Origin of the sequence: Pectobacterium artocarpous (assembly GCF_046159765.1) — a bacterium.
In the GTDB taxonomy this organism is placed as follows: Bacteria; Pseudomonadota; Gammaproteobacteria; order Enterobacterales; family Enterobacteriaceae; genus Pectobacterium.
Genome location: NZ_JBJXVK010000011.1, coordinates 64,488 through 90,798 on the forward strand (window position 1 = coordinate 64,488; position 26,311 = coordinate 90,798).

The window sequence follows — 26,311 nt, forward strand, 5'->3', positions numbered from 1 at the left end:
AACGTGTTACCCATAACAAGAAAAAGGATTTGAGGAATATGCTGACTCTCCTGAAAAAAATGAAGCTCGGCGCCATGTTGGGTACCGGCTTCGCCTCTGTCATCATCATCGGTCTGATGGTCGCCGTTCTGGGGCGCTTCAATTTGGTCGATCTAGGTAAAGATATTGAATCGCTGTCCGAAAAAAATCTGGCCAGCCTCATCCTGATACACGATGCCAAGAGCGGCTTTGATGCCGTGGCACGTTCCGTGCGTAATATTGGCCTGACCGATGACAGGAACCGTATTCAGGAAGAAAAGCGCCTGATCGATCAGCAAATTGCCCGCAATACTGAAACGCTGACCAAGCTGTATGAGCATCTATCCGAACCAGAAACCCGCAACTCGCTGGAGAGTCTGACGCAGGCTCGCCCGGCTTATCGGGATGCCGTGAATAAAGCGGTTGAACTCGGCTTGTCCGAAAACGCAGAAGAAAGAGCGCGTGCTGTGCAGATCATGGTCAATGAGATGCAGGTGAGGCAGGTACCGGTTTTCGCCGCACTGGATAGCATGGCGCAATTCCAGAAAAAGCGGACGCAGGACATGACGACAAACGCCATGCAGGAAGCACATCGAGACGGTAACACGCTGATTATCTTCGCCGCGATTGCGGTGCTGGTCGGTATTCTGGTTTCCGTGCTGATTACCCGCACGATTAAAGGGCTATTGGGGGGCGAAGTGGCTTATGCCGCTCAGATCGCACAGGCCATTGCGCAGGGAAATCTGGCCGCCGCGATCAATCTGCGTCCCGGCGATAACCACAGCATGCTGGCCACTATGAATGCGATGCGCAAAAGCCTGAGCGGCATTGTTGAACAGGTACGTGAGAGCAGTGAATCTATCGCCACCGGCGCCAGCCAGATCGCCGCAGGCAGTACCGATCTTAGCCAGCGTACGGAAGAGCAGGCGGCCAATCTGCAACAAACCGCCGCCTCAATGGAAGAGATGAGCCAAACCGTACGTCAGAATTCAGATACCGTGCGTAATGCCGCTCAGTTGGCGCAAGCCGCCAGCAATACGGCGGCTAAAGGCGGTGAAGCCGTTGGTAATATCGTTGTCACTATGAAAGAAATTACCGACAGCTCGCATAAAATTGGCGACATCATCAGCGTCATTGACGGCATCGCCTTCCAGACCAACATTCTGGCGCTCAACGCCGCGGTAGAAGCCGCACGGGCAGGTGAGCAAGGCCGTGGCTTTGCCGTAGTCGCAGGCGAAGTTCGTTCTCTGGCACAGCGCTCCGCCACCGCCGCTAAAGAGATCAAAGAGCTGATTGGCCACAGCGTCGAGAAAGTTGAGGCGGGTTCTGCACTGGTCAGCGATGCCGGAACGACAATCGAAGAACTGGTTCGTCAGGCACGCCACGTTGCCGATCTGATTAACGAAATTGGCGTCACGACTCAAGAACAAGAGTCCGGCGTCTCGCAGATTCATGATGCCGTGAACCAACTCGACCAGGTCACGCAGCAGAACGCCGCGCTCGTTGAGCAATCCGCATCCGCCGCCGATAGCCTGAGCGATCAGGCGGCCCATCTGGTTGAACTGATGAGAGTCTTCATCGTTGAAGGCGGATCGTCACAGCGCCTTGCGCCGCCGTTGAAAACACCTGACAGCGCAAAACACGCTCTCGCAAACCCTAAACGCAACACTGGGAACGATAGCCAAAACTGGGAAACCTTTTAACGTTCCCGATTAGCGCTACGCGTATAAAAAACCGCTGAAATATCAGCGGTTTTTTCACATTAACAGGCAACCCGTTATCGGCGCTTACAGCGCGCGACGCAGGCGTGCTACCGCTTCATGCATTTGCTCATCCGTTGCCGTCGCGAAGGACAGACGCAGCGTTGAGTAATCAATATTGTCTGGGAAGAAGAACTCGCCCGGAACAAAGACAACGCCCTGCTCCAGCGTCTTCTTCAGCCATTCCGTCGTGTTGAAATCGTCCTGACGGAATTTCGCCCACAGGAACATTCCACCTTTCGGCTGGTTGAAGGTGATCACATCCCCCAGTTCCTTCTCGACCAGATGTGCCAGCAGTTCGCCCTTGTGTTTATAGGCGTGGCGAATCTTCTCGATCTGCGAATCCAGACGGCCCAGCCCCAGATAGCATTCCGCGACGGTCTGCGACAATGAGCTAGCGTGCAGGTCAGCGGCCTGTTTGATAATCGCCACTTTGTGCAGCAGCCAATCCGGCAGAATCGCCCAGCCAAGACGCAGCCCCGGAGCCAGCACTTTCGAGAAGGTAGAGGTATAGAGCACGTATTCCGTGCTACCCAGCTTATCTTGCGCCAATTGGAACAGCGTCGGGTTGCGCTCTTCGGTGAAACGCAGCTCGCCGTAGGGATCGTCTTCGATGATGACAAAACCGTAGCGTTCCGCTAACTGAATCAGTTGCAGGCGACGTTCATAGCTCAGCGTAACACCGCTTGGGTTACCAAAATTAGGGACGATATAAACGCCTTTGATGCGCTGTTTCTTCAGCAGTGCCTCCAGCTCATCGACCACCATGCCGTTGGCATCGGATGATACAGACATCACCTGCGCCTGCGCCAGTTCCAGCGTTTGCAGCGCCGCCAAATAAGTCGGGCGCTCAACGACAAACACGTCATCTGGATCGACCATCGCGCGCATAATCAGGTCCAACGCCTGCTGCGAACCTGCCGTCACGACGATATCGTCGCCGCGCGTTTTTACCCCACGTACCGCGCACAGATCGGCAATGCGATCGCGCAGCACGCTGCTGCCTTCCGTTAAACCATACTGAAATGCCGTTTTCGGCTGTTCGGTAATCGCTAACTGCGTGGCCTGATTTAACCCTTCGAAATCAAACAAGGCATCTGATGGAATTCCGCCAGCCAGCGAAATAATGTTTTCCATCTTGCTGTGTTTCAGTAGCTCACGGATGGCGGAACTTTTCAACTGAGCGATGCGGTGCGCGAGCAACCCTTCAATGGCCATATCTTCTTAACCCTTTTACGAAACAGGCCGGTAAACCGGCCCGATAGCGATTCTCCCGTCATCCTTCACGCGGTATGCCCGTTGGCTTTCCGCAACCCGAATGATTCAGGGTCGATCTGCTCTAATTATTATCCGCCCAGATAGGCCGAACGTACCGCTTCATTAGCTAACAATGCCGCACCGGTATCTTCCAACACGACATGGCCGTTTTCAAGCACATAACCTCGGTCAGCCAGTTTCAACGCCTGATTGGCGTTTTGCTCTACCAGGAAGATGGTCATGCCCTCTTCACGCAACTGTTGGATGGTATCGAAGATTTGCAGAATGATAATCGGCGCCAGTCCCAGCGATGGTTCGTCCAATAGCAGTAGACGCGGCTGGCTCATCAGCGCACGGCCAATCGCCAGCATCTGCTGCTCACCGCCGGACATGGTACCGGAACGCTGAGCGCGGCGCTCATACAGGCGTGGGAACAGATCGTAGACACGCGCAATACGCTCCTGATACTGCTCGCGATCGGCAAAGAATCCCCCCATCGCCAGATTTTCTTCCACCGTCATGCGGGAAAAGACGCGACGACCTTCCGGCACAATCGCGATCGCTTCACGCATAATTTGCGCGGTCTGCCAGTTCGTGATGTCCTTACCGTCGAACGTGATAGTACCTTCCGTCGCGCGTGGGTCGCCGCACAGCGTGCCCAGCAGCGTGGTTTTACCGGCGCCGTTCGCGCCGATCAGCGTAACAATCTCGCCCTGATGAATATGCAGGCTAACCTGGTGCAGCGCCTGAATTTTTCCGTAGTGGGCCGAAACCTGATGTAATGACAGCATAAACGTTATCCTTCACCCAGATAGGCACGAATGACATCCGGGTTGTTACGAATTTCAGCTGGGGTACCCTGTGCCAGCGGCGTGCCCTGATTGACGACATAAATCCGGTCGGAAATCCCCATGACCAGCTTCATATCGTGTTCAATCAACAGCACCGATACCTGATGGCTATCGCGCAGTTCCGCAATCAACTGGTTTAACTCGTCAGTTTCTTTCGGGTTCAGACCGGCCGCAGGCTCATCCAACATCAGCAGCTCAGGCCGCGTCACCATACAGCGGGCAATTTCCAGCCGACGCTGTTGGCCGTAAGCCAGATTCCCCGCCTGACGGTTCGCTAAATCCAGCAGGCCGATACGCTCCAACCATACTGCGGCGCGTTCTTGCGCATCCACTTCCGCACGACGAAAGCCCGGCGTTTTCAACAGCCCGGCAAACACGCCGCTTTTCAGGTGCTGATGTTGCGCCACCAGCAGGTTTTCCACCACCGTCATTTCACGAAACAGGCGAACGTGCTGGAACGTACGTACCACGCCCATGCGGGCAATAGCCTGTCCCGGTAGCCCTTCCAGATGACGATCGCGAAGCATGATGGTGCCGCCGCTCGGGCGATAAAAACCGGTCAGGCAGTTGAAGACCGTGGTTTTCCCCGCCCCGTTCGGGCCGATCAACGAGACGATTTCGCCAGCATGAATATCCATTTCAACGTTGTTGACCGCCAGCAGGCCGCCAAAACGCATCATCAGACCTCTGACTGATAATAGTGGCTGCGTGCTCATGCTTGCTCTTCCTTCTTCGCGACTTTCAACTTCATCTCAGGACGCTTCATCGGCAGCAGACCTTGCGGACGCCAAATCATCATCAGAACCATCAATGCACCCAGCAACAACATGCTGTATTCATTCAGATCGCGCATCAGTTCGCGGGACACCACCAGCAGGACTGCCGCAAGAATGACCGCAAACTGCGATCCCATTCCGCCCAGTACGACAATGGCCAACACAAAGGCAGACTCAGCGAACGTGAACGATTCCGGGCTGACGAAGCCCTGACGCGCGGCAAACAGCGTACCGGCAAAACCTGCGAACGCGGCGCTGATAGTAAAGGCCGTCAGCTTGATGCGCGTTGGACTCAGGCCCAGAGAGCGACAGGCGATTTCATCATCACGCAGCGCTTCCCACGCACGCCCCAACGGCATCCGCAGCAGGCGGTTAATCACAAACAGCGTCAGCACGACCAGCAGCAGCGCAACCAGATACAGGAAGATAATACGGTCGCTGGGGTCATATTGTAGGCCGAAGAAATTGTGGAACGTATCCCAACCGCCATCGCGCGCGCTGCGGCTGAATTCCAGACCAAAGAACGTCGGTTTAGGGATCTGGCTGATGCCGTTCGGGCCACCAGTAATTTCGGTGTTATTCAGCAACAGGATACGAACAATCTCGCCGAACCCAAGCGTTACAATCGCCAGATAGTCGCCGCGCAAACGCAGCACCGGGAAACCGAGCAGGAAGCCGGACAGCGCCGCCGTCATGCCCGCCAGCGGCAGGCTTTCCCAGAAGCCCAATCCGTAATAGTGGTTCAGCAGCGCATAGGTATACGCGCCGATGGCGTAAAACCCGCCATAGCCCAATACCAACAGGCCGGACAGGCCAACCACCACATTCAAACCCAGACCCAGCATCACGTAAATCAGCGTGAGAGTGGCGATATCCACCGTACCGCGCGACACCAGAAACGGCCAGGCAATAGCGGCGATAATCAAGGCCGCAGCCAATACCTTCTGTCGCGGCGTACTGCCATCAAAGCTCGGCAGCACCAGCGACGGCGCGGAAAATTTCTTGATGCTTTGCTGGAAGAACGGGCGGATCAGTTGGAAGAAGAACACCACGATACAGCCTGCGCCAATCCAGTACCAGCGAACTTCATCGGCACCGCGCACCACCAGTTTGGTGCCATCCAGCGCCAGTTGCATGCCCATTAAGAACGAGGCAAGCACCAGCAGCATGAACGCGGAAACCAGCGCGTTAAATAGGTTGAGCTGTTTCATACTTTCTCAACCTCCGGGCGACCCAGAATGCCAGTCGGCATCACCAGCAGCACCACAATCAGCAGCGCAAATGACACCGCATCTTTGTATTCCGTGCTCAGGTACGCGGACGTCAGCGCTTCGGCTACGCCCAGAATCAGCCCACCAATCATCGCGCCAGGAATACTGCCGATCCCACCCAGTACCGCAGCAGTAAAGGCTTTCATCCCGGCCATAAAGCCAATATAGGGGTTGATGACGCCGTAAAACTGCCCCAGCAGCACACCGGCAACGGCGGCCATCAGCGCGCCGATAACGAAGGTCAGGGAAATGACGCGATCGGTGCTGATACCCAGCAGACTCGCCATTTTCAGGTCTTCCGCGCAGGCGCGGCAGGCGCGTCCCATACGGGAATAGCGAATGAACAACGTCAGCGCCAGCATGGCGAGGAACGTAACAATCCAGATGATCAACTGCATGGCGCTAATGGTCGCGGCAAAGCCATTGCTTTCACCCAGCACCCACTGGCCAGTCACCAGACTCGGCAACGCCACATCACGTGAGCCCTGATTCAGGCTGACGTAGTTTTGCAAGAAAATTGACATCCCGATGGCGGAAATCAGCGCAATCAGGCGCTTTGACGTTCGAACCGGCCGGTAGGCCACCCGTTCGATACTCCAGCCGTAGGCGCTGGAAATGACCACGGCGGCAATGAAAGCGGTACCAATCAGCAGCCAGCCAGCATCAATGCCCATCATCATCAGGGCCGCAATCACAATAAAGGAGACATAGCTACCGATCATATACACTTCGCCGTGCGCGAAGTTAATCATGCCGATAATGCCGTAAACCATGGTGTAGCCAATGGCGATCAGCGCATAAGTGCTGCCCAACGTCAGGCCGTTGAACATCTGCTGAAAAAAGTAAAGGAACTGCTCGGACATACCTTAACCTTAAATGCTGCCCCCGCGCCTTGCGGCAACGGGGGCTCGGTATTGAGGAATTATTATTAGTACACACGCAGAGGGCGGAGAATGCTCCTCGCGCCGAAGAGGCAGACAACGGCACATTCATCCGTTACCCGCCTACGGCATGGTGATTATTTCACTGCGCTGGACGTACCGTCTTTGTGCCACTCAAATACGCCAAATTCAAACCCTTTCAGGTCGCCTTTTGCATCCCAGCTTAATGGTCCCATTACGGTATCCACGGATTTCGCTTTCAGATCCGCAACCAGTTTTTCTGGCTCATCGCTCCCCGTACGTGTCATCGCAGTGGTCAGCGATTGCAGCGCGGCATAGGTCGTCCAGACGAACGGACCCGTTGGGTCCAGTTTCTTGGCTTTCAGCGCATCCACAATCGGTTGGTTAGCAGGCACCTGATCGTAACGCTTCGGCAGCGTGACCAACATGCCTTCAGACGCATCGCCCGCGATGTTGGACAGCGAGGAGTTACCCACGCCTTCCGGCCCCATGAACTTGGTCGTCATGCCAGCCTGACGCGATTGGCGCAGAATTTGCCCCATTTCCGGGTAGTAGCCGCCGAAATAGACGAAATCGACGTTCTCTTTCTTCAGACGGGCAACCAGCGTAGAGAAATCTTTGTCACCCGCCGTCACACCTTCAAACAGTACAACATTCGCACCGGCTTTTTTCAGGCTATCCTGAACAGAGCGGGCCAGACCTTCGCCATATTGCTGCTTGTCATGAACGACAGCGATGCGCTGAGGTTTGATGGTTTCGACGATGTACTTGGCCGCGGTAGGTCCCTGATCGGAATCCAGCCCCGTCGTACGTAGCACCATTTTGTAGCCGCGCGTGGTCAGATCGGCGTTGGTTGCCGCAGGCGTAATCATGATCACACCTTCTTCTTCATAAATATCAGACGCAGGCTGCGTAGAGGAGGAACACAGATGGCCAATCACATAACGGATACCGTCATTGATGATCTTGTTCGCTACGGCAACCGCCTGCTTGGGATCGCACGCGTCATCATATTCAACGCCAACCAGTTTGTTACCGTTTATGCCGCCTTTTGCGTTGATATCCGCAATAGCCTGACGCGCGCCAATAAACTCCATATCGCCATACTGGGCAACCGGGCCAGACATTGCGCCAACAACCGCAACCTTAATATCGGCAGCATTGACCGCATGGCTAAACGCCACAGCCATACAACCCATCAGCAATACTTTACCTTTACTGAATTTCATTCTTTTTACCCCATCTGTCATTATGGATATTGCCGAAAACCTGACCGCCTTCTGCCATAACCCGCTATTTTCTTATAAGTAAGAAAGGCTTAGGTTATTATTAGTAATGATTTCTAATAAGGCTTTATTTTTCATATTATTAAACAGGAATATTATGCTGCAAATCAACTCACACTGTCAGAAACAAGCGGAGCAAACAGCACAAAACACTAGATTAAAAATCCAGAATTTAATTTATATATAGTCATACATTCTACTTTATGCATTAATTGTTGATGGATTACTCGAAAAACAAAGAACAAGAAAAACATTTGACCTATTAACCATAGCGATCAAATTACACAACTGATCTACTACAAAACAACTACATTATTCTTCACTCATATGATGGAGTGCCGATAAAAATGAAACTCACCGTTGAATGCCTCACCCAATTCAGCCCCCAGGACAAAATTGACCTGGAAAAAATCTGGCCGCATCAAAACATTGATTTATTAGAAGCAGGACTAAAACCGACTCGACGACTCTTTGCCGCTCGTTTTAACGATCGGTTACTTGGAGGTATGCTGGTCGAAATTGCAGGGGACTACGCGGAACTGAGTGATCTGATGGTACGTGAAGTCACAAGGCGGCGGGGTATAGGACAGTTTCTGATTGATGAAGCGCGTCGTCAATTGCCTGAAGTGAACGAATGGTGGTTGGCCACGGCAAATCATGCCGCAATCAAAGAGGAAGTGCTGGCGCGGTTTATGGTTTCCTGCGGTTTCTCACCGGTATCCGGCGGTTGGCGCTATATTCGCAGGAAAGAAACGCGGCTGATTCTTGACGAGATCAATCCAAATAAACCATAAATAAAGTGCTACAGCCTGACATTCACAGCAGACAAAAAACAAAACGACCGGGCATTACCCGGTCGCTACAGAAAGAGACGATAAGCGCAATTAGGCTTCTATCGCCGCTCGCAGTTTTTTCATCGCATTCTTTTCTAACTGACGCACGCGCTCTGCGGAAACGCCGTATTCATCGGCCAGTTCCTGCAAGGTGGATTTGTTGTCATCATCCAGCCAGCGCGCGCGAATGATATGCTGACTACGCTCATCCAGACCTTCCAGCGCATAGGTGAGCTTATCCGCCGCATGCGTTTCCCAGTTATCTTCTTCGATGCCATCGGCAAAATCAGACGATTTATCCTGTAGGTAAAGCATCGGCGACATCGCCTTACCATCGTGCGAATCTTCTTCCGGCGTGGGATCGAACGTCATGTCCTGCGCCGCCATGCGGGATTCCATTTCGCGCACATCTTTGCTGGTCACGCCAAGTTCACGTGCCACCAGTTCGACTTCGTCTTGATTAAACCAACCGAGGCGCGTTTTCGTCTTGCGCAGGTTAAAGAACAGCTTACGCTGCGCTTTTGTGGTCGCGACTTTCACGATACGCCAGTTACGCAGCACGTATTCATGAATTTCTGCTTTGATCCAGTGCACGGCGAAAGAGACCAGACGCACGCCCACTTCAGGGTTAAAGCGACGTACCGCTTTCATCAGGCCGATGTTCCCTTCCTGAATCAAGTCCGCCTGCGGCAGACCGTAGCCGGCGTAATTACGGGCAACGTGAATAACAAAACGCAGGTGTGACAGAATCAGGTGCTTAGCCGCATCCAGATCGCCCTGATAATGCAGCCGTTCAGCCAGCGCCCGCTCTTCCTCCGCCGTCAGCATCGGATAGGCATTGGCGGCACGAATATACCCTTCCAGACTGCCCTGGGGAACTAAAGCGAAAGTTTGCATATCTTTGGTCATTCAACCCTCTCAGTTGCTCTACTCGTCATATTGCAGTCGATTATCTTAGCACTGCTTTGCCGCCGTGTTTTGCGCGAAAATGGCAACACACGGCATCTTAAAAGCGTATTGACTCAAATCCTAAACGCTGTCTATTCAGACTGTGATTTCGCTCGCAAGTTCCTATCATTTTATTCACCCCATGCCAGAGATCAAGCGGGGAAAAACGAACCGTTAACGCACCAGAAACCAAGGGGAAAACATCGCGGGAAGCGCAAAGCAGAGATGTCGCTGAGGAGATTTCCCCTGCAATACGGTCTGAATTACAGGGGATAATGATACCAGAAAACGCTTACTGCGGTGTAAAGCGGCGTAAATGTTGCACCGTTGCCAGCCAGGCGGCCAACCAGCCAATCATGCCAGCCACTAACAGCAGCAGCAGGGATTCATCCCAGCTCAGCCCTTTGACAGCGAACGTCGTACCAAAGACGGAGGCGACCTGTGCAACTACCGTATCCAGCTTCCAGACCAGCGCCTGCGATAGAATCAGCGATAGCAGCGCACCGCCCACCCCCATCACCGCGCCGCCGTTCAGGAACGGGCGCAGAATGAAGCCGTCTGTCGCACCAATCAACTTCATCACGTTGATCGTTTCACGACGGCTAAAGATACTCAGGCGCACACTATTGCCGATCACCAAAAAGACGGCAATCACCATCAGGATGCCAATCGTCGCGGAGATTTGTCCAACCAGATTGGTCAGCGCCACCAGCCGAGCAAACCAACTGTCGTCCATCCGTACTTCATCGACCCCTTGCGTCGCTGCCACCCGATCGCGCAGCGTCGTCAGCGTGTTGGAATCCTGAAAGCTCAATTTCGGCGTGATAATGGCTACCGCTGGCAGAGGATTCTCTTCCAGCATATCCAGGGCGCCACCAAAACCAGACCAGTTACGGAACTCCCCCATCGCTTCGTTGCGCGACAGGTAATTGACCTTATCCACGCCCTCTTCAGATTGAAGTTGCGTGATCACCGCCTGCGCCGCGTTATCGTCCAGCGATTTATCCAGGTACACCGTCAACTGCGGTGAGGGATACCACTGCGAGGCAGCCTGACTGACGTTTTTCCACACCAGATAGCAGATGCTGGGCAATGCCAGAGAGATAGCGATGACCATGATGGTCAGGAACGTCGCCAGCGGCTGGCGCAACATATCCGCCAGCGTATTCGTCCAGGCATAGCGCCACTGTTCCTGCCAACCGCCGCGCAGCGCTTTGGCTTTCGCGACAGGCTTTTTCGCATTACGGACGTTATTCGCCATCGTGGTTTCCCCCCACCATGCGGCCATCCGACAGCGTCAGCACACGGTAATTACGGCGGGCGATCAGCCCGGTATCATGCGTCGCCATCAGGACGGTGACGCCAACGCGATTGAACTCTTCAAACAGGCGCAAAATGCCTTCTGACAGCGCATCGTCCAGGTTGCCGGTCGGTTCATCCGCCAGCAAGACTGCGGGCTTATTCACCACCGCACGCGCAATGCCGACGCGCTGCTGCTCACCGCCGGACAGCTGGATAGGATAGTTTTTCGCTTTATCCAACAGACCCACCTTGTCCAGTGCGGCGGAGACGCGACGACGGATATCCTCACTGCTGGCACCCGCGATGATAAGCGGCATCGCGACGTTGTCATAAACTGTACGTTCCATCAGCAGATGGTGATCCTGAAAGATCATGCCGATCTGACGCCGCAGGAACGGGACTTCACGTTTTTTCAGGCGGCTAATGTTGTGACCGCCAAACAAAATCTGACCCGCACTGGGACGTTCAATGCCACAAATCAGTTTCAGCAGGGTACTTTTCCCTGCGCCGGAATGGCCAGTCAGGAACGCCATTTCCGCAGGGCGCAGATGGAAATCTACCCCTTGCAATGCCTGACGCCCACCGAGGTAAGCTTTACTGACCTGTTCAAAACGAATCATCCGTTTTAATCCTCTCGGGCAAAAAGTGCCTCAATAAAATCATCGGCCTTGAAGGGCCGTAAATCATCAATGCCTTCCCCCACCCCAATATAGCGGATAGGAATAGCAAACTGGTCAGCAATGGCGAAGATCACCCCGCCTTTCGCGGTACCATCCAGCTTAGTCAACGTTATGCCAGTCAGCCCAACCGCTTCATTAAACAATTTGGCCTGACTCACCGCGTTCTGACCTGTGCTCGCATCCAACGTCAGCATGACTTCATGCGGCGCGTCTTCGTCCAGCTTCTTCATTACGCGCACGATCTTTTTCAGCTCTTCCATCAGGTGCGCTTTGTTCTGCAAGCGACCGGCGGTATCCGCAATCAGGACATCAACACCGCGCGCTTTTGCCGCCTGAATCGCATCAAAAATTACCGATGCTGAATCTGCACCCGTATGTTGCGCGACTACTGCCACGTTATTGCGCTGTCCCCAGACCTGAAGCTGCTCAACCGCCGCCGCGCGGAAGGTATCCCCCGCCGCCAGCATCACGGATTTGCCCTGCGCCTGGAACTGGCGCGCCAGTTTCCCGATGGTGGTGGTTTTGCCCACGCCATTAACACCCACCATCAGAATGACATAAGGCGTTTTGCCTTCGATATTCAGCGGGGCGTCCACCTTAGCAAGAATCTCCGCCATTTCGTCTTTCAGCTTCACAAAAAGCGTATCAGCATCTTTCAACTGGCTGCGACTGGCGTGCTCTGTCAGGCTGGTGATGATCTTGCGGGTCGTCTCGACACCGACATCCGCGACCAACAGTTGTTCTTCCAGCTCGTCAAATAGATCGTCGTCGATTTTCTTACCGCGAAACAATCCGATAAATCCTGAACCGAGATTCTGGCGTGTTTTTACCAGACTGCGTTTCAGGCGCGCGAAGAACCCCTCTTTAGTGGGACGTTCCTGCTCTTGTGCAGCAACCAGAACATCCTCTGGCTGCGTAGGTTCTTGTTCTTCGTATGCTCGTTCTTCCTGCTGCGCGACATCCGGCTCCGCGTCAGACACTGTCGTACTTTCGGCGATCTCACTCTCAACGATCGGATCGGCGACACCGCGATCGATAACATCATGATCGAACGAATCACGATCGTCTGATGGGGTAATGATGGGGGCAGAAACAACAGGTTCAGAGATAATAGGTTCAGAGGTAATAGGTTCAGAAACGTTAGCTTCCGGGACAGCGAGGGCCGACTCGTCTGCCGCTGCGGTAACATCACGCTCAGCGACCGATTGGGTCAGCGCTTCCGCTTCAACCTTTGGCGCTTCTTCAGCCTTTATCTTTTCTTCAAAGACAGGCTCTTCCGGCAGTGGTTTCGCTACCAGTTCCGGCGCGTGCTCAACGGTCTGATGAGCCGATGCTGCGGCATCCAACTCCGCCGCTGACGGCTGTTCTTCCACAACTATCTTCTCTTGAACAATCGGCTTCTCTTGCGGCTGCTCTTGTTGTTTTTCTTCCTGTTTCCCTAATCCCAGCCAGGAAAAAAAACCGCGCTTCTTTTCTTTTGACATGTGCGATCGCGCTCCACGCTGCTCACCGCAGCGAATCAATCAATGAAAATCATATTTAAACAACAAGTTTAACACTTTCCTGCCGACAGCAACACGGAGGCAATGGCAGACAATGCGACTCGTTAGCTGCAATCTTCGTAACGAAAGGCAATGTCCGTAACGAAGTGTGTCAAACGCCGCGCGTTACCGGAAGACAGCAGACCGCACAAAATTTTGGCTTAAACGCCTTAACATCCATCTTAACATTCCCTCGACACGTAACCGCCGCTAGAATAGCGCCAGAAATTTCTGCCCGTATCCACCTATGATGATGCGGCACAACAATAACCCTGTGAGCTATGGCTAAAAAAATTGCATCGTCAGCCGCCGGACAAATCCGAATCATCGGTGGTCAATGGCGCGGCAGAAAACTTCCGGTTCCTGATAGTCCCGGTTTACGTCCCACCACCGATCGCGTGCGGGAAACGCTGTTTAACTGGCTGGCTCCCATCATTCAACAGGCACGCTGTCTGGACTGCTTTGCTGGCAGCGGCGCGCTTGGGCTGGAAGCCTTATCCCGTTATGCTGCTCACGCCACATTATTGGAAATGGAACGTGCAGTCGCCCAGCAATTAACGCAAAATCTGGCGCTGCTGCGGGCGGAAAATGCCGAGGTGGTCAATACAGATGCCCTGAGCTGGCTGGCGCAGCGGCCGGGTACGCCGTTTGAGGTCGTGTTTGTCGATCCGCCGTTTCGCAAAGCGCTGCTGAACAACACGCTTGCCCTGCTGGAACAACAGGGTTGGCTGACGCCAGACGCATGGATTTACGTGGAAACCGAGGCGGAAAATGCGCAACTGACCATCCCGGAGAATTGGCAACTGCACCGTGAGAAAATTGCGGGTCAGGTCGCCTATCGTTTATACATCCGTCAATGATCTTCGCAGCAGCGTAAGGGTAAGAGATGATTTTGATTAACCTTGGCAGGCTACTGATGCTGGGCGTGTGGGGATTTTTGTTGCTTAACCTGGTTCAGCCGTTTCCCAGGCCGTTAAATATCTTCATGACCGTGGCGATGGTGTTTATGATCCTGATGCATGGTTTCCAACTACTGCTGCTAAAATCCAGCCAGCCGAAAGACAATCCTGCGCTGAACCGCGCGCTTCAGGCTCGTATTTTTCTTTTTGGCGTGTTTGAACTGCTGGCGTGGCAGAGAAAGCAGCCTAAGCCGTAACCGCTACTTCTGCTGGGGCACAAAGCGGATAAAGCGCGTGCCCTTTAGCTGCAACGATCCCTGTATACCGGTATCAAGCTGGTGATAATCCGCGTTCTCAAGGCGCAGCGTGATAGTTGCGCCGCCGACAATCGGCCTGAACGTAACCTCATAAAGCATGTCCTCGACAGCCATCCCCTGATGCTCACGCGCACGACGACGATGACGGGGAAATTCGCGTTTGTGTTTCACCTCTGCGGCCACAATACGCAGCGGAGCGGCATCATTCTGCGCTTCCCGCTCACGTTGGCGTCGATACTGCCGCGCCGCCAGCACCAGAATCGCGCCAACGGCCAACACCAACAGCCAGGGGAAGTCATTCATCAGGGTTTCTTACCGGGAAGATAAGGGAACGCGGTCACGTTAGCGCCTAAATCAGAAATACGGGCGCTGCCTTTTTCCGTCACCGCATCAATGCGAATGATCGCCTGTAGAGGAATAAAACTGCGGCTCACGCCGGAGAATTCCGTTTTCAGTTTCTCCGTTGACGGATCAACCAATACCGCAGACTGGCTATCAAACACGAAGTCGGCAATTTCAATAAAGCCGAACAGGCTGCTCTGAACCAGCTCACGCACGTAAAGCTGGTAATTCTTACCGTTGTTTATAAATTGAATACGATAAAGCGAGGACTCATTACTCATTCAACACAATGCTCCCTTCAGAGACTTCACGGCGCCCATCTACAATAAAAACAGGCGACAACATAACATGAAGCTCACAGAAGGCGCATCCGTCTCGCCCCTATGTTGTTTAACTTCCTCACAATCCCCTACACTGAATAAAGAACGGCTTATCTTTATTCTGACACAAACAAAAACACAAAAAGGACACGCTATGCTTTGGTCATTTATTGCTGTGCTTTTTTCTGGTTGGTTGTATGTGGATGCCAGCTACCGTGGACCAACGTGGCAGCGTTGGTTATTCAAACCGGTCACGATGCTATTGCTGCTGGCACTTGCCTGGCAGACGCCGCTGCTCGGCGTGCCGGGCTATCTGATTGTGCTGGGGCTGCTGGCAACACTGGTCGCAGACACCCTGCTGTTGCTGCCAACCCAGCGTTTGCTTTACGCGTTTGGCGCTTATTTCCTCTCCCATCTGCTATACACCATTAGCTTTTTTACCGGACAAATCGCGCTCACATTCTTCTGGCCGCTGGCATTAACGCTCGTCATTCTGGCCGCGATCCTGATCGCGATTATCTGGGGACGGTTGGAAGCACAGCGCTGGCCCGCCTGCGCGTTTATCATCATGACGACAATGATGGTCTGGATTGCCGGTGAGCGGTATTTTGCGCTGGGGACAAACGCGAATTTCTCTTTGCTGACGGGTACCGTACTGCTGTTTATCGCCCATGCTGCCTGGCTGATTCACCACTATCGTTTCCCGTTCCGCGCCCATCAGGCGATGGTGGCGGCGAGCTATTTTGGCGGTCACTTCCTGATCGTTCGCTCTCTCTATTTTTAAGGTTGATGACATAACTGAAATACTGGCGCCGTATTATGCGGCGTTGTACAGTTCTTTATGAGAATCGCTATCACTAACACAGGAGGAAGAGATGCACTCTCATCAGCATAGCCACAGCGCTGAGAAATCAGCCTGCTGCAATAGCGGCGTTCATCACGCGCCGCACCGTAACACACATAACACCAAAAGCTGCTGCAATGAACACTCGCAGCATTCGAATCACGCAGACCACAGCTGCTGTTCAACCAAACACGTGTCTGACGCCGTGGGACAGGCCGCCTGTGGCACAGAGCAGCATTCGTCAGACGGCGGCGGTAGCGCGGATTCAGACGACCCCGACGGCGGAGACAGCGATAGGCCCCGATCAAACCAGCGTTTCAGCTGGAAAATCAGCGGGATGGATTGTCCCAGTTGTGCACGTAAAATCGAAAATGCAGTAAAAGGTCTCACCGGAATTGAACAGGCCAACGTGCTGTTCGCCACCGAAAAACTGGTTGTTGATGCCTACTCCGATATTCGCCCTCAGGTTCAACATGCCGTTCATCAAGCGGGGTTCACCCTGCAGGACACCGCACTCCCCCTCACACCATCCGATACGTCGACCGTACGTCGTTTCGTACATGAATATGGTTTCTTACTACTTTTCACTCTGCTGGCTGCTGCAAGCTGGGGATTTTCCCTGCTCAGCGAGCGCGGCGGGCAGATCGCGTTTATCGCGACCACGATTGTCGGGCTGGTTCCGATCCTGAAAAAAGCGGTGCAGCTCATTCGCTCCGGTACCCCCTTCGCAATTGAAACGCTGATGAGCGTGGCTTCCATCGGGGCGCTCTTAATTGGCGCCACCACCGAAGCCACGGTCATTTTACTGCTGTTTATGCTGGGCGAATACCTGGAGTCTTACGCGGCAAACCGTGCACGACGGGGGGTAACGGCACTGATGGCACTGCTTCCCGAAGACGCCACGACAATCGTCAACGGGCAAAGGCGTCTCGTGCCTGTCGCCAGTCTGGTTCCCGGCGATGTGATTGAAGTCGCACCCGGTGGGCGGCTTCCCGCCGATGCGGAGCTCTTGAATAACGATGCCAGTTTTGATGAAAGCGCGCTGACCGGCGAATCCGTTCCCATTGAGCGTACGCCCGGTGAAAAAATTGCGGCGGGCAGCCTATGTGTCGATCGGGTCGTGCAATTGCGCGTCGTGTCACAACCGGGCAACAGCGCGATCGACCGCATTCTGCAACTGATAGAAGAAGCGGAAGGGCGCCGTGCGCCGATAGAGCGCTTCCTCGATAAGTTCAGCCGCTATTACACGCCGGCCATCATGCTGCTGTCGCTGTTGGTGATTCTGGTGCCGCCGCTACTGCTGGCGCAGCCGTGGCAAGAATGGATTTATCGCGGTCTGACGCTGCTGTTAATCGGCTGTCCGTGTGCGCTGGTGATCTCAACGCCCGCGGCGATTACGTCCGGGCTGGCTGCGGCCACGCGCCGTGGGGCGCTGATTAAAGGCGGTGCAGCACTGGAATCTCTGGGCAGCATCAAGACCATCGCGTTCGACAAAACGGGCACGCTGACGGAAGGCAAGCCGCAGGTGACGGACGTGATCCCCGCCGCAGGCATTAGCGAAACGGCGCTGCTGACGCGCACCGCCGCGGTGGAATCGGGTTCGCACCATCCGCTTGCCAAAGCCATCGTTCAGCATGCGTTGTCCAGCAGTACATTCCTGCCGCTGGCGGAAAACCGTAAGGCACTGGCGGGCGTCGGGGTTGAAGGCACGATAGGCGGCAAACGGATTCAGGTCAGTGCGCCGACTCGCGTTGCCTCCGACCTGCTCGACGCCGATTGGCTGCAACAGATTGACGCGCTGGAAAACAAAGGGAAAACCGTCGTAGTCGTACAAGAAGACGACAGGTTGCTGGGTTTGCTGGCGCTCAGCGATACCCTACGCCATGATGCACGTGAAGCGCTGGATGCCTTGCAGCAGTTGGGGATCCGAGGCGTGATGCTCACGGGCGATAATCCTCGCGCAGCGGCGGCGATTGCAGCGACATTAGGGATCGATTACCGCGCCAGTCTGCTTCCTGCCGATAAGGTCACGGCGGTCAGCGAGTTGAGCAAGCAGCATCCCGTCGCGATGGTGGGTGACGGTATCAACGACGCGCCAGCAATGAAAGCCGCGACGATCGGGATTGCGATGGGAAGCGGGACGGATGTGGCGCTGGAAACAGCCGATGCGGCACTCACGCACAGCCGTCTGACCGGGCTGGCTGCCATGATTAGCCTGTCGCGGGCAACGCAGCATAATATTCGTCAGAACATTGCCATCGCGCTGGGGCTGAAAGCGGTCTTTCTGGTCACCAGCATTCTGGGCATTACCGGGCTGTGGCTCGCCGTGCTGGCCGATTCCGGCGCAACGGCGCTGGTCACCGCTAACGCCCTGCGGCTGCTGAGAAAACGGGACTGATATTACCGTTGCTGGCTGTTGGTTGAAGGATCGAGATACACGGAGCGACCACGGGGTGAGGCCTCCCTACGGGAACCTCATCCCCGTGTTTCTCCTAATAACAAACCTCAGCATGATTATTGGCCTTTGCGCAGCAGATACCGATAGGGAAGCTGTTCGGTTTCCTGCGCCAGAAGCTCATGCTCCATATAGACGCAAAAACCGGGAATATCGCGGGTGGTGGCCGGATCGTCGGCGATAATCAGCAGCGTTTGCCCGATTTCCATCTGGCGTACCGTCTTACGCACCATCATCACAGGCTCAGGGCAGCGTAGCCCCTGCGCATCAAGGGTTTTATCCGGGTTGGTAAAGGGATCGGTCATCAACGTTCTCAGTGCTGGAATCAAAAAACCGCCCTAGTTTACGCTGAGGATTTCCCGACGCAAGCGACGACAACGTTTGCGCATAAAACAACCATACTTTCCTGGCAAAACACGTTGCATTAGCAAAGCAATTGCGTATTATGCCGCCGCGTTGCAGCATAAATCTGCACGTTATCTCTTGGGTTCCCTAACCCCAATAACCAAAAAGGTCACATTATGTATCGTTTTACTCCCCAGCAGCGGCTTACGGCGCTGATCTGGCTATCGTTGTTCCATATCCTGATCATTACGTCGAGTAATTATCTGGTCCAGCTCCCAGTATTGATTTTCGGTTTCCATACCACCTGGGGCGCGTTTACCTTCCCGTTTATTTTTCTGGCGACTGACCTGACGGTACGGATTTTCGGTGCACCGCTGGCGCGTCGTATCATTCTGACCGTGATGGTGCCTGCACTGGTGATTTCCTATCTGGTGTCGTCCCTGTTTTATCAGGGATCGTGGCAGTCGTTCGAGGCGTTAAGTCAGGTGAATATCGTTGTGGCACGTATCGCCTGCGCCAGCTTCATGGCTTATGTTCTGGGTCAGATTCTGGATGTTCACGTCTTCAATCGGCTACGCCAGAGACGCGCGTGGTGGGTCGCTCCGGCCGTATCGACTGTGTTTGGTAATTTCAGCGATACGCTGGCCTTTTTCTTCATCGCGTTTTATCACAGCACCGATGCCTTTATGGCCGCAAACTGGGTTGAAATTGCGATGGTAGATTATACCTTTAAGCTTTTGATCAGCCTGATATTCTTCTTGCCGATGTACGGCGTGATGCTAAACATGGTACTCAAACGACTGAGCGAGCAGAAAGACTCGACCGACTACCGTTCCATTAGCAGCCACCATTAATGCCAATTGGCGGCTATTCACGCCGCCTTTTCCCGCTAATTCACTCATCGCTTTGTAAAAATAACGCAGGTTCCCACAACGGTTTGCAACAACAAAACGCTTGTTTTTGCTATCTGAATAGGGTGCCATACTGTTATTACCTGTTTCAAAAGATGACCTGTTCAAAAACGAGAGAAAGGGATCCCATGTCGAATGTAATCAAATACCTCGGTGTCGGCTTGCTTGTCGGTCTGCTTGCTGCCTGTGATGGCAAAACGGATGACGCTGCAAAATCGGGCGCACAAGATAAACCTGCCGCAGAAGCCAGCGCAGGTCAGAATATTGAATTAATGGAGGGCAAGATTGCGTTTACTCTGCCCGCCGACATGCGTGACCAGAGCGGCAAAGTAGGGACGCAGGCGAACAACATGCACGTTTACGCCAATGACAATGGCCAGAAAGCGGTCATCGTGATTCTGGGCGATAACACCACGGAAGAACTGACCGTACTGGCGCAGCGTATGGAAGATCAGCAACGCACGCGTGATGCCAACCTCCAGGTCGTGACCAACAAAACCATCGACGTTGACGGCAAGAAACTGCAACAGCTCGACAGTATTATTACCAGCAGCGGGCAGCAGGCTTATTCTTCTGTCGTGCTGGGCAAAGTGGAAAACCAACTGCTGACGTTGCAGATCACGCTGCCAGCCAGCAATCAGCAGCAGGCGCAAACCGAAGCGGAAGGCATCATCCACACGCTGAAGCTGAAATAATCGGTGTTATCGCCAAATAGCAGCCACTTCGGTGGCTGATTTACCCGTTTGCCATGCGCTGAGTCAACCGCCACGTCAGTGCCAGGCCGCCTAAACCCAGCAGCGCTGCCGCCAGATAAATCGAGGCGATGCCGGTATAACTCATCAATACGCCCGCCACGGGCCCGACGATACCCAGCGACAAGTCGAGGAATATCGTATAGGTTGCCAGCGCGCTGCCCTGATTCTGCGGCGATACAGCCTGAACGGCGACAACACCTAATGCCGGGAACACCAAAGAGAAGCCCGCCCCCGTGAGGAATGCACCGATTTCCGCCATCAGCGGCTGCGTCGCCCCCCAGACCAATAGCAACCCCACGATCTCAACCACAAAACAGGCCATCGCCACGCGTAACCCACCAAACCGCTGAATACTGTTAGGAAAGACCAATCGTGCGCCGACAAAAGCACAACTGAAAATGGTCAGCGTTAACGCGGCGCCTTCCCAGTTTCTATCAGCATAAAACAGCGTGATGAAGGTGGCGATCACGCCAAAACCCGCAGAGGCGATCGCCAGAATAATGCCGTAAACCCAGACTTTCCCCAGCACTTCGCGAAAGGGAATCTTTTTCCCCGGCGCCACCTGCACCGCCGGACGCGGAAATGCGAAGAGAATCGCCACCGCCGCGATCAGGATAATGCACACGGAGAGCAGTTTTAACCCACCGATATGGTTGAGCCAGACGCCGAGCGGTGCGCCAATCGCCATCGCGCCGTAGGTGGCAATGCCATTCCATGAAATCACGCGTCCGATGTGTCGGGAACCCACCACGCCGACACCCCAGAGCGTTGCGCCTGTACCAGTAAAACTCTGTCCAGCCCCCAGAACGATACGCCCGAGGCACAGTAGCAATAGCGTCATCACTGGCGAGGCGTCGCTAAAGGCGGCCAGCAGGTAAAACCCTCCACTCAGCATGACGCCAGCCAGCCCCCAGACGACGATTTTCTTCGGCCCTTTTTCATCGGCGCTGCGACCCGCATGGGGACGGCTCAATAGCGTGGAGAAGTATTGCAGGCTGATCACTAGCCCGGCCCAGAACGCACTATAGCCAAGGTGATCGTGCACATACCCTGGCAGCACCGCTAACGGCAGACCAATATTCAGATAGCTGGCGAAGTTGAACGCCACAATGGAAACGATACGCAGATTAAGACGCAGACCACTCAGAGACGGTTCGGATGGGGACGGTGTTGGCATGGAACATTCTCTCACTTAACGTCCGTATATGACGTACGTTCAGAAAAACATCAAAAAGTTACATTCTTATATTGTTGGTTATAATCAAACTTATATCTTGCCTCTATCAATAAATTAATCCCGAACACAGGAGAAACGCAATGCCTGTACCGGCAGACCCGGATCGCCAGTCAACCTCATCACCCCCTGCGAATGACACATCGCCGCAGCAACCTCTCTCGCTTCTGGACAAGGCTAAACGTCTGGCTGCCCGTATTCAGGCGATCCCCAGCGTGGCCCACCTGATGCGCGCGGGCGAACGTTTCAACGACCGCATGGGCAACCAGTTTGGCGCGGCGATTACCTACTTTTCTTTTCTGTCGTTGATCCCCATTCTCATGGTGTCTTTTGCCGCCGTCGGTTTTGTGCTGGCGTCCAACCCCGATTTGCTGACGGGGCTGATTAACCGCATCGTTAACAGTATCAGCGATCCGAATCTGGCTAATACGCTGAAAAATACCGTCAACACGGCCGTACAGCAGCGTACCACCGTTGGGCTGACCGGTTTGCTGATCGCCCTCTATTCCGGCGTCAGTTGGATGGGAAACCTGCGTGAAGCGATTCGCGCCCAATCGCGCGACGTGTGGGAACGAAACCCGAAAGATGAAGAGAAAATTTACTTTCAGTACACGCGGGATTTCCTGTCGCTGACAGGCCTGGTCATTGCGCTGATTATTACGCTGTTCCTGACCTCGGTTGCCGGCACCGCGCAAAACATAATTGTGACCGCGTTGGGGCTGGATGGCATTGAGTGGTTACGCCCGGCGATGACACTGATTGCCCTATCCATCTCCATCTTCGCCAACTATCTGTTATTCCTTTGGATATTCTTCGTGTTACCGCGCCATAAACCTAAACGCAAAGCGCTCTTTCGCGGCACACTGATCGCCGCCGTGGGCTTTGAAGTCATCAAGTTCGCGATGACCGTGGCGTTGCCTAAACTGGCCAGTTCACCTTCCGGCGCCGCGTTCGGTTCGGTTATTGGCCTGATGGCGTTCTTCTATTTCTTCGCGCGTCTGACGCTCTTCTGCGCCGCCTGGATCGCCACGGCGAACTATAAAGGCGACACCTCAACAGACAAGAATGAGCAGGAGAATCCCCCCCCCTCTTCCGACTAAACACCGCAGGAAAGCACTGATTTTCCGATCTGCGTCATGAAAAAATAAAACATCGTTTCAAGACTATTGACTCAGTCTCACGTAATGTTGAGACTGATGTTAATTTTCGCGTTTTTATACCCAGCTTTTCAAACAGGCCAAAAGTGATGACAACTACTAACATTGCCGTAATCGGCGAATGCATGATCGAACTGTCGCAAAAGGGCACGGATCTTAATCGTGGATTTGGCGGCGATACGCTGAACACCGCCGTTTACATTGCCCGTCAGGTAAACGCCGATAAGCTGGACGTGCATTACGTGACCGCACTCGGCACCGATAGCTTCAGTGCCGAGATGGTTGCCGCCTGGCAAAAAGAAGGGGTGAAAACCAACCTGATTCAGCGACTGGACAACAAGCTGCCCGGTTTATACTTCATTGAAACCGACGCAAGCGGCGAGCGTACATTCTACTATTGGCGCAATGACGCCGCAGCCCGCTACTGGCTGGACAGCCCAGAAGCAGAAAAAATCGGTCAGTCGCTGGCACACTTTGACTATCTCTACCTGAGCGGCATCAGTCTGGCGATTCTGAACGCCGAAAGCCGTCAGCGTCTCCTCGCCCTGCTGCGCGCCTGCCGCGCCAACGGCGGTAAAGTGATTTTTGATAACAACTACCGTCCACGTCTGTGGCAGAGCAAGGAAGAGACGCAACAGGCCTACACCGACATTCTGTCCTGTACCGATATTGCCTTCCTGACGCTGGATGACGAAGACATGCTGTGGGGCGAGAAGCCGCTGGAAGCAGTGCTGGAGCGGACACACAATCTGGGTGTTAGCGAAGTGGTAATCAAACGCGGTGCCGATTCCTGCATCGTGTCAGAGCGTGGACAAGCGCTGGTTGATGTCCCGGCGATCAAATTGCCAAAAGAGAAAGTGGTTGATACCACCGCAGCAGGTGACTCGTTCAGCGCGGGCTACCTGTCAGTGCGCCTGAATGGCGGCAGCACACAGGAAGCGGCACAGCGCGGCCACCTGACGGCCAGCACGGTCATTCAATACCGTGGCGCGATTATCCCGCTTGAGGCAATGCCTGCATAAACACCGTGCATCACATCAATATTAAGGCCGCAACGGCGGCCTTAAGGTATGATTCATAACGGTGGTAGAACTCTGCCTTACCTATGCGTTTGCGGTTTAACGCGGTCCCGGCGGGCTCATCGGCTGTTCCTGGAAACCGCCGTGTGGACCAGGGCCAGGACCAGGACCACCTCCTCGACCGCCACCCGGCGGAGGGAACAGACAACCACTCAACATCGCGACCAGCGCAACCACCCCCGCAGCTTTAAGGATACGACTCATATTTATCCCTCGGTACATTTTATAAAACATGGGGGATAATAGAGGTGGAGAAAGGCAGCAACAACGAGATTTTTCCTTAAAATCCCCATATAAATAAAGAGTTACATTATCTAACGTTCTACTAACGATATCCCGTATTTTACGATACGTTGCCTTTTACCCCTATCGGTAGCAACAAACCGCTACTCATCGTCCCGATACCCAAAGGCGATTGGCCCTACTGCTCGGCAGGTGATTTTTCAGCTTCAGGCCCTGTCGCGGCGCTGGCAGCAGGTTCAGCGGCTGGTGTCATAATCCGGTCGTAGGCTTCCTGCAACGCCTTCATATTTGCTTCCGGCTCTCCGGGCTGCTGGATCAGCATCAGCGTCGTATCCTGCACCAACTGCTGGTGCAGTTCCTGATTCAGCATATCGAGCGTCAGCGAGGACAGATAGTTCTGGCGCAGTTTCTGGTACTGCTCGGGCGCGATATCGACAACACCATTTTGCTGGGAGCGCAGGCGCTGATCCATCAGGATATCCGTGCTGGTACGCGCATAGGTGGCAAACAGCTTGTTCAGCTCGTCCGTCTTGCGCGCCATTAGCGCATCGAACTCTTGCTGTGTCAGCCCTTTTTCACGCAGCGTCGCTAGCTCACGCGCGATAAACGTCACGCCCGGCTCAACACCCTCGCTATTCGGCACATCCATATTAATCGCGCACTGCGAACGGGTATAAAACACATTACAGTCGAAGCGGAGGTTGTTGCCCTTCAGCGGGCTCTTCTCCAGCGCCTGCTGCAAGTGCCAGAACATCGCTTCCCGCGTCATGTCGCCCAGCCAATAGCGAACCAGCGCCTGCGATTCACGAATCGGGTGCCACGGGGCATCCCACATTAGCGACACTGTATCCTGCTGAACATTGTTATTCATCAGGCTGATCGCCTGCGTCGGTAACGGGCTTAACGTCGGTAAAGGCGCGGGCGCTTCACGTTTCCCTTCCAGCGGGGAGAAGACTTTCCCGATCTGCTCAATCACGCTGCGATTATCCACATGGCCGACGATGTAGAGCGTCATCGCATCTGGCGTATACCAGGTTTTATAAAACTGTTGGAGTTGCTCGCCATTTAACGGCGGCTTTACGTCCTGAGCAGGATCGTGCGCCAGCAGGGGCGAGCCTTTCAGGCGATAGCGCCAGCTCGGATCCTGTGGGTTAATCGGAAAGGTTGCGACCTGATCGGGCACCTTCAGCGCGGCCTGTAGGCTTTTTTCGTCGAACGTCATCTGCCCTGCGCTTTCGGCCAACCACGTCAGCGCTTCTTTCAGCAGTTCGGGACGATTGTTCGGCAAACTCAGGTTATACGACGTGAAGTCGTACGAGATAATTGCCGGAGGCAGGACGCGAGAATCATTCGCGTCACGCATCCACATGGAAGGCCGCTGGGCTGCGGACAATTTATCGCCGGGCGCTAAGGCCAAACGAGGAAGAAAATGGGCAAAACCTACTTGCTGGGCGTTTTCCAGCAACGACCCGGCATTCACAACCAGACGCAGCTCAACCCGATCACCGGGGCGCTGTGGCGTGGTTAATAACTGCCAGGTAAAACCATTATCAAGCTTACCTTGCTGCCAGGCAGGATCGGGCTGTAGTGCTTCAGCCTGCACGCTGCTGCTGACGACGGCCAGCAACAAACCACCAACGAAAAGCGCCTTTTTGGTGCCCTGCATGTGAACCCCTACTCATAGCTATCCAACATAAATAATGTGGTTATTGTTGATCATTATGGTGACCTTGCGTCTGCCACCGCACACTCTCGTGGATATATCACGGAAAAAATTGAAGACGCGAAGTGTACCATCCCCTTTGACAGCGCGCTTTTATCTATGTCACTTCAAAAGGCGAAATAATCTGCAAAAAAGGTAAAAATAGTCATATTTAACAATATTTTTACGTTTCAAGGCGGTTCGGGATAAGGCGGGAAGCGGTTTGGCTCGGCGCATTTGCAGACAAAAAAATTCCCCACGGAGCAGAACACCGTGGGGAATT

Annotated in this window: 26 protein-coding genes; 10 read left to right on the forward strand and 16 right to left on the reverse strand. The window is 54.1% G+C overall.

The genetic code is table 11. From position 1 onward, the window contains the following. The first annotated feature begins 41 nt into the window (after nucleotides 1-41). Nucleotides 42-1,721, forward strand: coding sequence for a methyl-accepting chemotaxis protein (locus ACKQAD_RS09130; RefSeq protein WP_409159916.1), 1,680 nt, complete (start codon nucleotides 42-44; stop codon nucleotides 1,719-1,721). A gap of 84 nt (nucleotides 1,722-1,805) precedes the next feature. Here the strand turns inward: ACKQAD_RS09130 and ACKQAD_RS09135 are convergent, their stop codons facing one another. The 6 genes from ACKQAD_RS09135 to ACKQAD_RS09160 form a co-directional block, all read right to left on the reverse strand. After that, nucleotides 1,806-2,996, reverse strand: coding sequence for an aminotransferase-like domain-containing protein (locus ACKQAD_RS09135; protein ID WP_409159864.1), 1,191 nt, complete (start codon nucleotides 2,994-2,996; stop codon nucleotides 1,806-1,808). Nucleotides 2,997-3,124: 128 nt separating this feature from the next. Next, nucleotides 3,125-3,826, reverse strand: coding sequence for a high-affinity branched-chain amino acid ABC transporter ATP-binding protein LivF (gene livF, locus ACKQAD_RS09140; protein WP_409159865.1), 702 nt, complete (start codon nucleotides 3,824-3,826; stop codon nucleotides 3,125-3,127). A 5-nt stretch (nucleotides 3,827-3,831) separates the two neighbouring features. Further along, nucleotides 3,832-4,602, reverse strand: a complete 771-nt coding sequence (gene livG, locus ACKQAD_RS09145; RefSeq protein ID WP_336848271.1) for a high-affinity branched-chain amino acid ABC transporter ATP-binding protein LivG — start codon at nucleotides 4,600-4,602, stop codon at nucleotides 3,832-3,834. Beyond that, nucleotides 4,599-5,873 carry a high-affinity branched-chain amino acid ABC transporter permease LivM gene (locus ACKQAD_RS09150; RefSeq protein ID WP_409159866.1) on the reverse strand — a complete coding sequence of 425 codons (1,275 nt, stop codon included), beginning with the start codon at nucleotides 5,871-5,873 and terminating at the stop codon, nucleotides 4,599-4,601. Before ACKQAD_RS09150 ends, livG begins: the two co-directional genes overlap by 4 nt. Then, on the reverse strand, nucleotides 5,870-6,796 hold the full coding sequence (gene livH / locus ACKQAD_RS09155; protein WP_409159867.1) for a high-affinity branched-chain amino acid ABC transporter permease LivH: 927 nt from the start codon (nucleotides 6,794-6,796) through the stop codon (nucleotides 5,870-5,872). Before livH ends, ACKQAD_RS09150 begins: the two co-directional genes overlap by 4 nt. A 155-nt stretch (nucleotides 6,797-6,951) precedes the next feature. Then, nucleotides 6,952-8,064 (reverse strand): branched-chain amino acid ABC transporter substrate-binding protein, encoded by a 1,113-nt coding sequence (locus ACKQAD_RS09160; RefSeq protein ID WP_409159868.1) that lies wholly within the window; start codon nucleotides 8,062-8,064, stop codon nucleotides 6,952-6,954. 404 nt (nucleotides 8,065-8,468) lie between these two features. Between ACKQAD_RS09160 and panM the strand changes: the two genes are divergently transcribed. Then, complete coding sequence (gene panM / locus ACKQAD_RS09165) at nucleotides 8,469-8,915, forward strand: aspartate 1-decarboxylase autocleavage activator PanM (RefSeq protein ID WP_409159869.1); 447 nt, start codon at nucleotides 8,469-8,471, stop codon at nucleotides 8,913-8,915. A 90-nt stretch (nucleotides 8,916-9,005) separates the two neighbouring features. Here the strand turns inward: panM and rpoH are convergent, their stop codons facing one another. The 4 genes from rpoH to ftsY form a co-directional block, all read right to left on the reverse strand. Beyond that, nucleotides 9,006-9,863 carry an RNA polymerase sigma factor RpoH gene (gene rpoH, locus ACKQAD_RS09170; RefSeq protein ID WP_409159870.1) on the reverse strand — a complete coding sequence of 286 codons (858 nt, stop codon included), beginning with the start codon at nucleotides 9,861-9,863 and terminating at the stop codon, nucleotides 9,006-9,008. Between the two features lie 331 nt (nucleotides 9,864-10,194). Next, nucleotides 10,195-11,163, reverse strand: a complete 969-nt coding sequence (ftsX, locus tag ACKQAD_RS09175; RefSeq protein ID WP_409159871.1) for a permease-like cell division protein FtsX — start codon at nucleotides 11,161-11,163, stop codon at nucleotides 10,195-10,197. Next, nucleotides 11,153-11,824, reverse strand: a complete 672-nt coding sequence (gene ftsE / locus ACKQAD_RS09180) for a cell division ATP-binding protein FtsE (RefSeq protein ID WP_225086445.1) — start codon at nucleotides 11,822-11,824, stop codon at nucleotides 11,153-11,155. The genes ftsX and ftsE overlap by 11 nt, the downstream gene beginning before the upstream one ends. Nucleotides 11,825-11,829: 5 nt before the next feature. After that, nucleotides 11,830-13,368, reverse strand: a complete 1,539-nt coding sequence (gene ftsY / locus ACKQAD_RS09185; protein ID WP_409159872.1) for a signal recognition particle-docking protein FtsY — start codon at nucleotides 13,366-13,368, stop codon at nucleotides 11,830-11,832. A gap of 338 nt (nucleotides 13,369-13,706) precedes the next feature. Here ftsY and rsmD point away from each other — a divergent pair, with 338 nt between their 5' ends. Both rsmD and ACKQAD_RS09195 read left to right on the forward strand, forming a co-directional pair. Then, nucleotides 13,707-14,285, forward strand: coding sequence for a 16S rRNA (guanine(966)-N(2))-methyltransferase (gene rsmD / locus ACKQAD_RS09190; protein ID WP_409159873.1), 579 nt, complete (start codon nucleotides 13,707-13,709; stop codon nucleotides 14,283-14,285). Between the two features lie 26 nt (nucleotides 14,286-14,311). Continuing rightward, nucleotides 14,312-14,581 (forward strand): DUF1145 family protein, encoded by a 270-nt coding sequence (locus ACKQAD_RS09195; protein WP_409159874.1) that lies wholly within the window; start codon nucleotides 14,312-14,314, stop codon nucleotides 14,579-14,581. A gap of 3 nt (nucleotides 14,582-14,584) precedes the next feature. Here ACKQAD_RS09195 and ACKQAD_RS09200 read toward each other — a convergent pair whose 3' ends face one another. Both ACKQAD_RS09200 and ACKQAD_RS09205 read right to left on the reverse strand, forming a co-directional pair. After that, complete coding sequence (locus tag ACKQAD_RS09200; protein ID WP_409159875.1) at nucleotides 14,585-14,944, reverse strand: DUF2500 domain-containing protein; 360 nt, start codon at nucleotides 14,942-14,944, stop codon at nucleotides 14,585-14,587. Continuing rightward, the gene (locus tag ACKQAD_RS09205; protein ID WP_409159876.1) at nucleotides 14,944-15,264 is read right to left on the reverse strand and encodes a DUF1820 family protein; all 321 of its coding nucleotides are present in this window, start codon (nucleotides 15,262-15,264) and stop codon (nucleotides 14,944-14,946) included. Before ACKQAD_RS09205 ends, ACKQAD_RS09200 begins: the two co-directional genes overlap by 1 nt. A gap of 193 nt (nucleotides 15,265-15,457) precedes the next feature. Between ACKQAD_RS09205 and ACKQAD_RS09210 the strand changes: the two genes are divergently transcribed. Both ACKQAD_RS09210 and ACKQAD_RS09215 read left to right on the forward strand, forming a co-directional pair. Beyond that, nucleotides 15,458-16,087, forward strand: coding sequence for a lysoplasmalogenase (locus ACKQAD_RS09210; RefSeq protein WP_409159877.1), 630 nt, complete (start codon nucleotides 15,458-15,460; stop codon nucleotides 16,085-16,087). Between the two features lie 91 nt (nucleotides 16,088-16,178). Next, nucleotides 16,179-18,545, forward strand: coding sequence for a zinc/cadmium/mercury/lead-transporting ATPase (locus ACKQAD_RS09215; RefSeq protein WP_409159878.1), 2,367 nt, complete (start codon nucleotides 16,179-16,181; stop codon nucleotides 18,543-18,545). 116 nt (nucleotides 18,546-18,661) lie between these two features. Here ACKQAD_RS09215 and tusA read toward each other — a convergent pair whose 3' ends face one another. Continuing rightward, entirely contained in the window at nucleotides 18,662-18,907 is a 246-nt protein-coding gene (gene tusA, locus ACKQAD_RS09220; RefSeq protein ID WP_409159917.1) for a sulfurtransferase TusA, read from the reverse strand. A 216-nt stretch (nucleotides 18,908-19,123) separates the two neighbouring features. On the opposite strand from tusA, the gene ACKQAD_RS09225 reads away from it, so the two are divergent. Both ACKQAD_RS09225 and ACKQAD_RS09230 read left to right on the forward strand, forming a co-directional pair. Beyond that, on the forward strand, nucleotides 19,124-19,801 hold the full coding sequence (locus ACKQAD_RS09225) for a 7-cyano-7-deazaguanine/7-aminomethyl-7-deazaguanine transporter (RefSeq protein ID WP_409159879.1): 678 nt from the start codon (nucleotides 19,124-19,126) through the stop codon (nucleotides 19,799-19,801). A 185-nt stretch (nucleotides 19,802-19,986) separates the two neighbouring features. Beyond that, nucleotides 19,987-20,553 carry a DcrB family lipoprotein gene (locus ACKQAD_RS09230; protein ID WP_409159880.1) on the forward strand — a complete coding sequence of 189 codons (567 nt, stop codon included), beginning with the start codon at nucleotides 19,987-19,989 and terminating at the stop codon, nucleotides 20,551-20,553. Nucleotides 20,554-20,593: 40 nt separating this feature from the next. Here ACKQAD_RS09230 and ACKQAD_RS09235 read toward each other — a convergent pair whose 3' ends face one another. After that, nucleotides 20,594-21,790, reverse strand: coding sequence for an MFS transporter (locus ACKQAD_RS09235; RefSeq protein ID WP_409159881.1), 1,197 nt, complete (start codon nucleotides 21,788-21,790; stop codon nucleotides 20,594-20,596). Between the two features lie 140 nt (nucleotides 21,791-21,930). Between ACKQAD_RS09235 and yhjD the strand changes: the two genes are divergently transcribed. Continuing rightward, nucleotides 21,931-22,947 carry an inner membrane protein YhjD gene (gene yhjD / locus ACKQAD_RS09240; RefSeq protein ID WP_409159882.1) on the forward strand — a complete coding sequence of 339 codons (1,017 nt, stop codon included), beginning with the start codon at nucleotides 21,931-21,933 and terminating at the stop codon, nucleotides 22,945-22,947. A gap of 146 nt (nucleotides 22,948-23,093) precedes the next feature. Further along, entirely contained in the window at nucleotides 23,094-24,026 is a 933-nt protein-coding gene (gene kdgK / locus ACKQAD_RS09245) for a 2-dehydro-3-deoxygluconokinase (RefSeq protein WP_409159883.1), read from the forward strand. Nucleotides 24,027-24,122: 96 nt separating this feature from the next. Here kdgK and ACKQAD_RS09250 read toward each other — a convergent pair whose 3' ends face one another. Together ACKQAD_RS09250 and ACKQAD_RS09255 are read right to left on the reverse strand one after the other, a co-directional pair. Next, complete coding sequence (locus ACKQAD_RS09250; protein ID WP_409159884.1) at nucleotides 24,123-24,287, reverse strand: hypothetical protein; 165 nt, start codon at nucleotides 24,285-24,287, stop codon at nucleotides 24,123-24,125. A 217-nt stretch (nucleotides 24,288-24,504) separates the two neighbouring features. Beyond that, nucleotides 24,505-25,992, reverse strand: coding sequence for a M16 family metallopeptidase (locus ACKQAD_RS09255; protein ID WP_409159885.1), 1,488 nt, complete (start codon nucleotides 25,990-25,992; stop codon nucleotides 24,505-24,507). Nucleotides 25,993-26,311 lie beyond the last annotated feature (319 nt).

What these genes read in the sequence shown, in the direction of transcription:
- ACKQAD_RS09195 (WP_409159874.1), top strand. Translation starts at nt 14,312, where the DNA reads ATGATTTTGATTAACCTTGGCAGGCTACTGATGCTGGGCGTGTGGGGA.
- ftsE (WP_225086445.1), bottom strand. Translation starts at nt 11,824, where the DNA reads ATGATTCGTTTTGAACAGGTCAGTAAAGCTTACCTCGGTGGGCGTCAG.
- ftsY (WP_409159872.1), bottom strand. Translation starts at nt 13,368, where the DNA reads ATGTCAAAAGAAAAGAAGCGCGGTTTTTTTTCCTGGCTGGGATTAGGG.
- ACKQAD_RS09235 (WP_409159881.1), bottom strand. Translation starts at nt 21,790, where the DNA reads ATGCCAACACCGTCCCCATCCGAACCGTCTCTGAGTGGTCTGCGTCTT.
- rsmD (WP_409159873.1), top strand. Translation starts at nt 13,707, where the DNA reads ATGGCTAAAAAAATTGCATCGTCAGCCGCCGGACAAATCCGAATCATC.
- tusA (WP_409159917.1), bottom strand. Translation starts at nt 18,907, where the DNA reads ATGACCGATCCCTTTACCAACCCGGATAAAACCCTTGATGCGCAGGGG.
- livH (WP_409159867.1), bottom strand. Translation starts at nt 6,796, where the DNA reads ATGTCCGAGCAGTTCCTTTACTTTTTTCAGCAGATGTTCAACGGCCTG.
- rpoH (WP_409159870.1), bottom strand. Translation starts at nt 9,863, where the DNA reads ATGACCAAAGATATGCAAACTTTCGCTTTAGTTCCCCAGGGCAGTCTG.
- kdgK (WP_409159883.1), top strand. Translation starts at nt 23,094, where the DNA reads ATGACAACTACTAACATTGCCGTAATCGGCGAATGCATGATCGAACTG.
- ACKQAD_RS09160 (WP_409159868.1), bottom strand. Translation starts at nt 8,064, where the DNA reads ATGAAATTCAGTAAAGGTAAAGTATTGCTGATGGGTTGTATGGCTGTG.
- ACKQAD_RS09205 (WP_409159876.1), bottom strand. Translation starts at nt 15,264, where the DNA reads ATGAGTAATGAGTCCTCGCTTTATCGTATTCAATTTATAAACAACGGT.
- ACKQAD_RS09250 (WP_409159884.1), bottom strand. Translation starts at nt 24,287, where the DNA reads ATGAGTCGTATCCTTAAAGCTGCGGGGGTGGTTGCGCTGGTCGCGATG.
- livF (WP_409159865.1), bottom strand. Translation starts at nt 3,826, where the DNA reads ATGCTGTCATTACATCAGGTTTCGGCCCACTACGGAAAAATTCAGGCG.
- ACKQAD_RS09210 (WP_409159877.1), top strand. Translation starts at nt 15,458, where the DNA reads ATGCTTTGGTCATTTATTGCTGTGCTTTTTTCTGGTTGGTTGTATGTG.
- ACKQAD_RS09255 (WP_409159885.1), bottom strand. Translation starts at nt 25,992, where the DNA reads ATGCAGGGCACCAAAAAGGCGCTTTTCGTTGGTGGTTTGTTGCTGGCC.
- ftsX (WP_409159871.1), bottom strand. Translation starts at nt 11,163, where the DNA reads ATGGCGAATAACGTCCGTAATGCGAAAAAGCCTGTCGCGAAAGCCAAA.
- ACKQAD_RS09230 (WP_409159880.1), top strand. Translation starts at nt 19,987, where the DNA reads ATGTCGAATGTAATCAAATACCTCGGTGTCGGCTTGCTTGTCGGTCTG.
- panM (WP_409159869.1), top strand. Translation starts at nt 8,469, where the DNA reads ATGAAACTCACCGTTGAATGCCTCACCCAATTCAGCCCCCAGGACAAA.
- ACKQAD_RS09215 (WP_409159878.1), top strand. Translation starts at nt 16,179, where the DNA reads ATGCACTCTCATCAGCATAGCCACAGCGCTGAGAAATCAGCCTGCTGC.
- ACKQAD_RS09135 (WP_409159864.1), bottom strand. Translation starts at nt 2,996, where the DNA reads ATGGCCATTGAAGGGTTGCTCGCGCACCGCATCGCTCAGTTGAAAAGT.
- yhjD (WP_409159882.1), top strand. Translation starts at nt 21,931, where the DNA reads ATGCCTGTACCGGCAGACCCGGATCGCCAGTCAACCTCATCACCCCCT.
- ACKQAD_RS09200 (WP_409159875.1), bottom strand. Translation starts at nt 14,944, where the DNA reads ATGAATGACTTCCCCTGGCTGTTGGTGTTGGCCGTTGGCGCGATTCTG.
- ACKQAD_RS09225 (WP_409159879.1), top strand. Translation starts at nt 19,124, where the DNA reads ATGTATCGTTTTACTCCCCAGCAGCGGCTTACGGCGCTGATCTGGCTA.
- livG (WP_336848271.1), bottom strand. Translation starts at nt 4,602, where the DNA reads ATGAGCACGCAGCCACTATTATCAGTCAGAGGTCTGATGATGCGTTTT.
- ACKQAD_RS09150 (WP_409159866.1), bottom strand. Translation starts at nt 5,873, where the DNA reads ATGAAACAGCTCAACCTATTTAACGCGCTGGTTTCCGCGTTCATGCTG.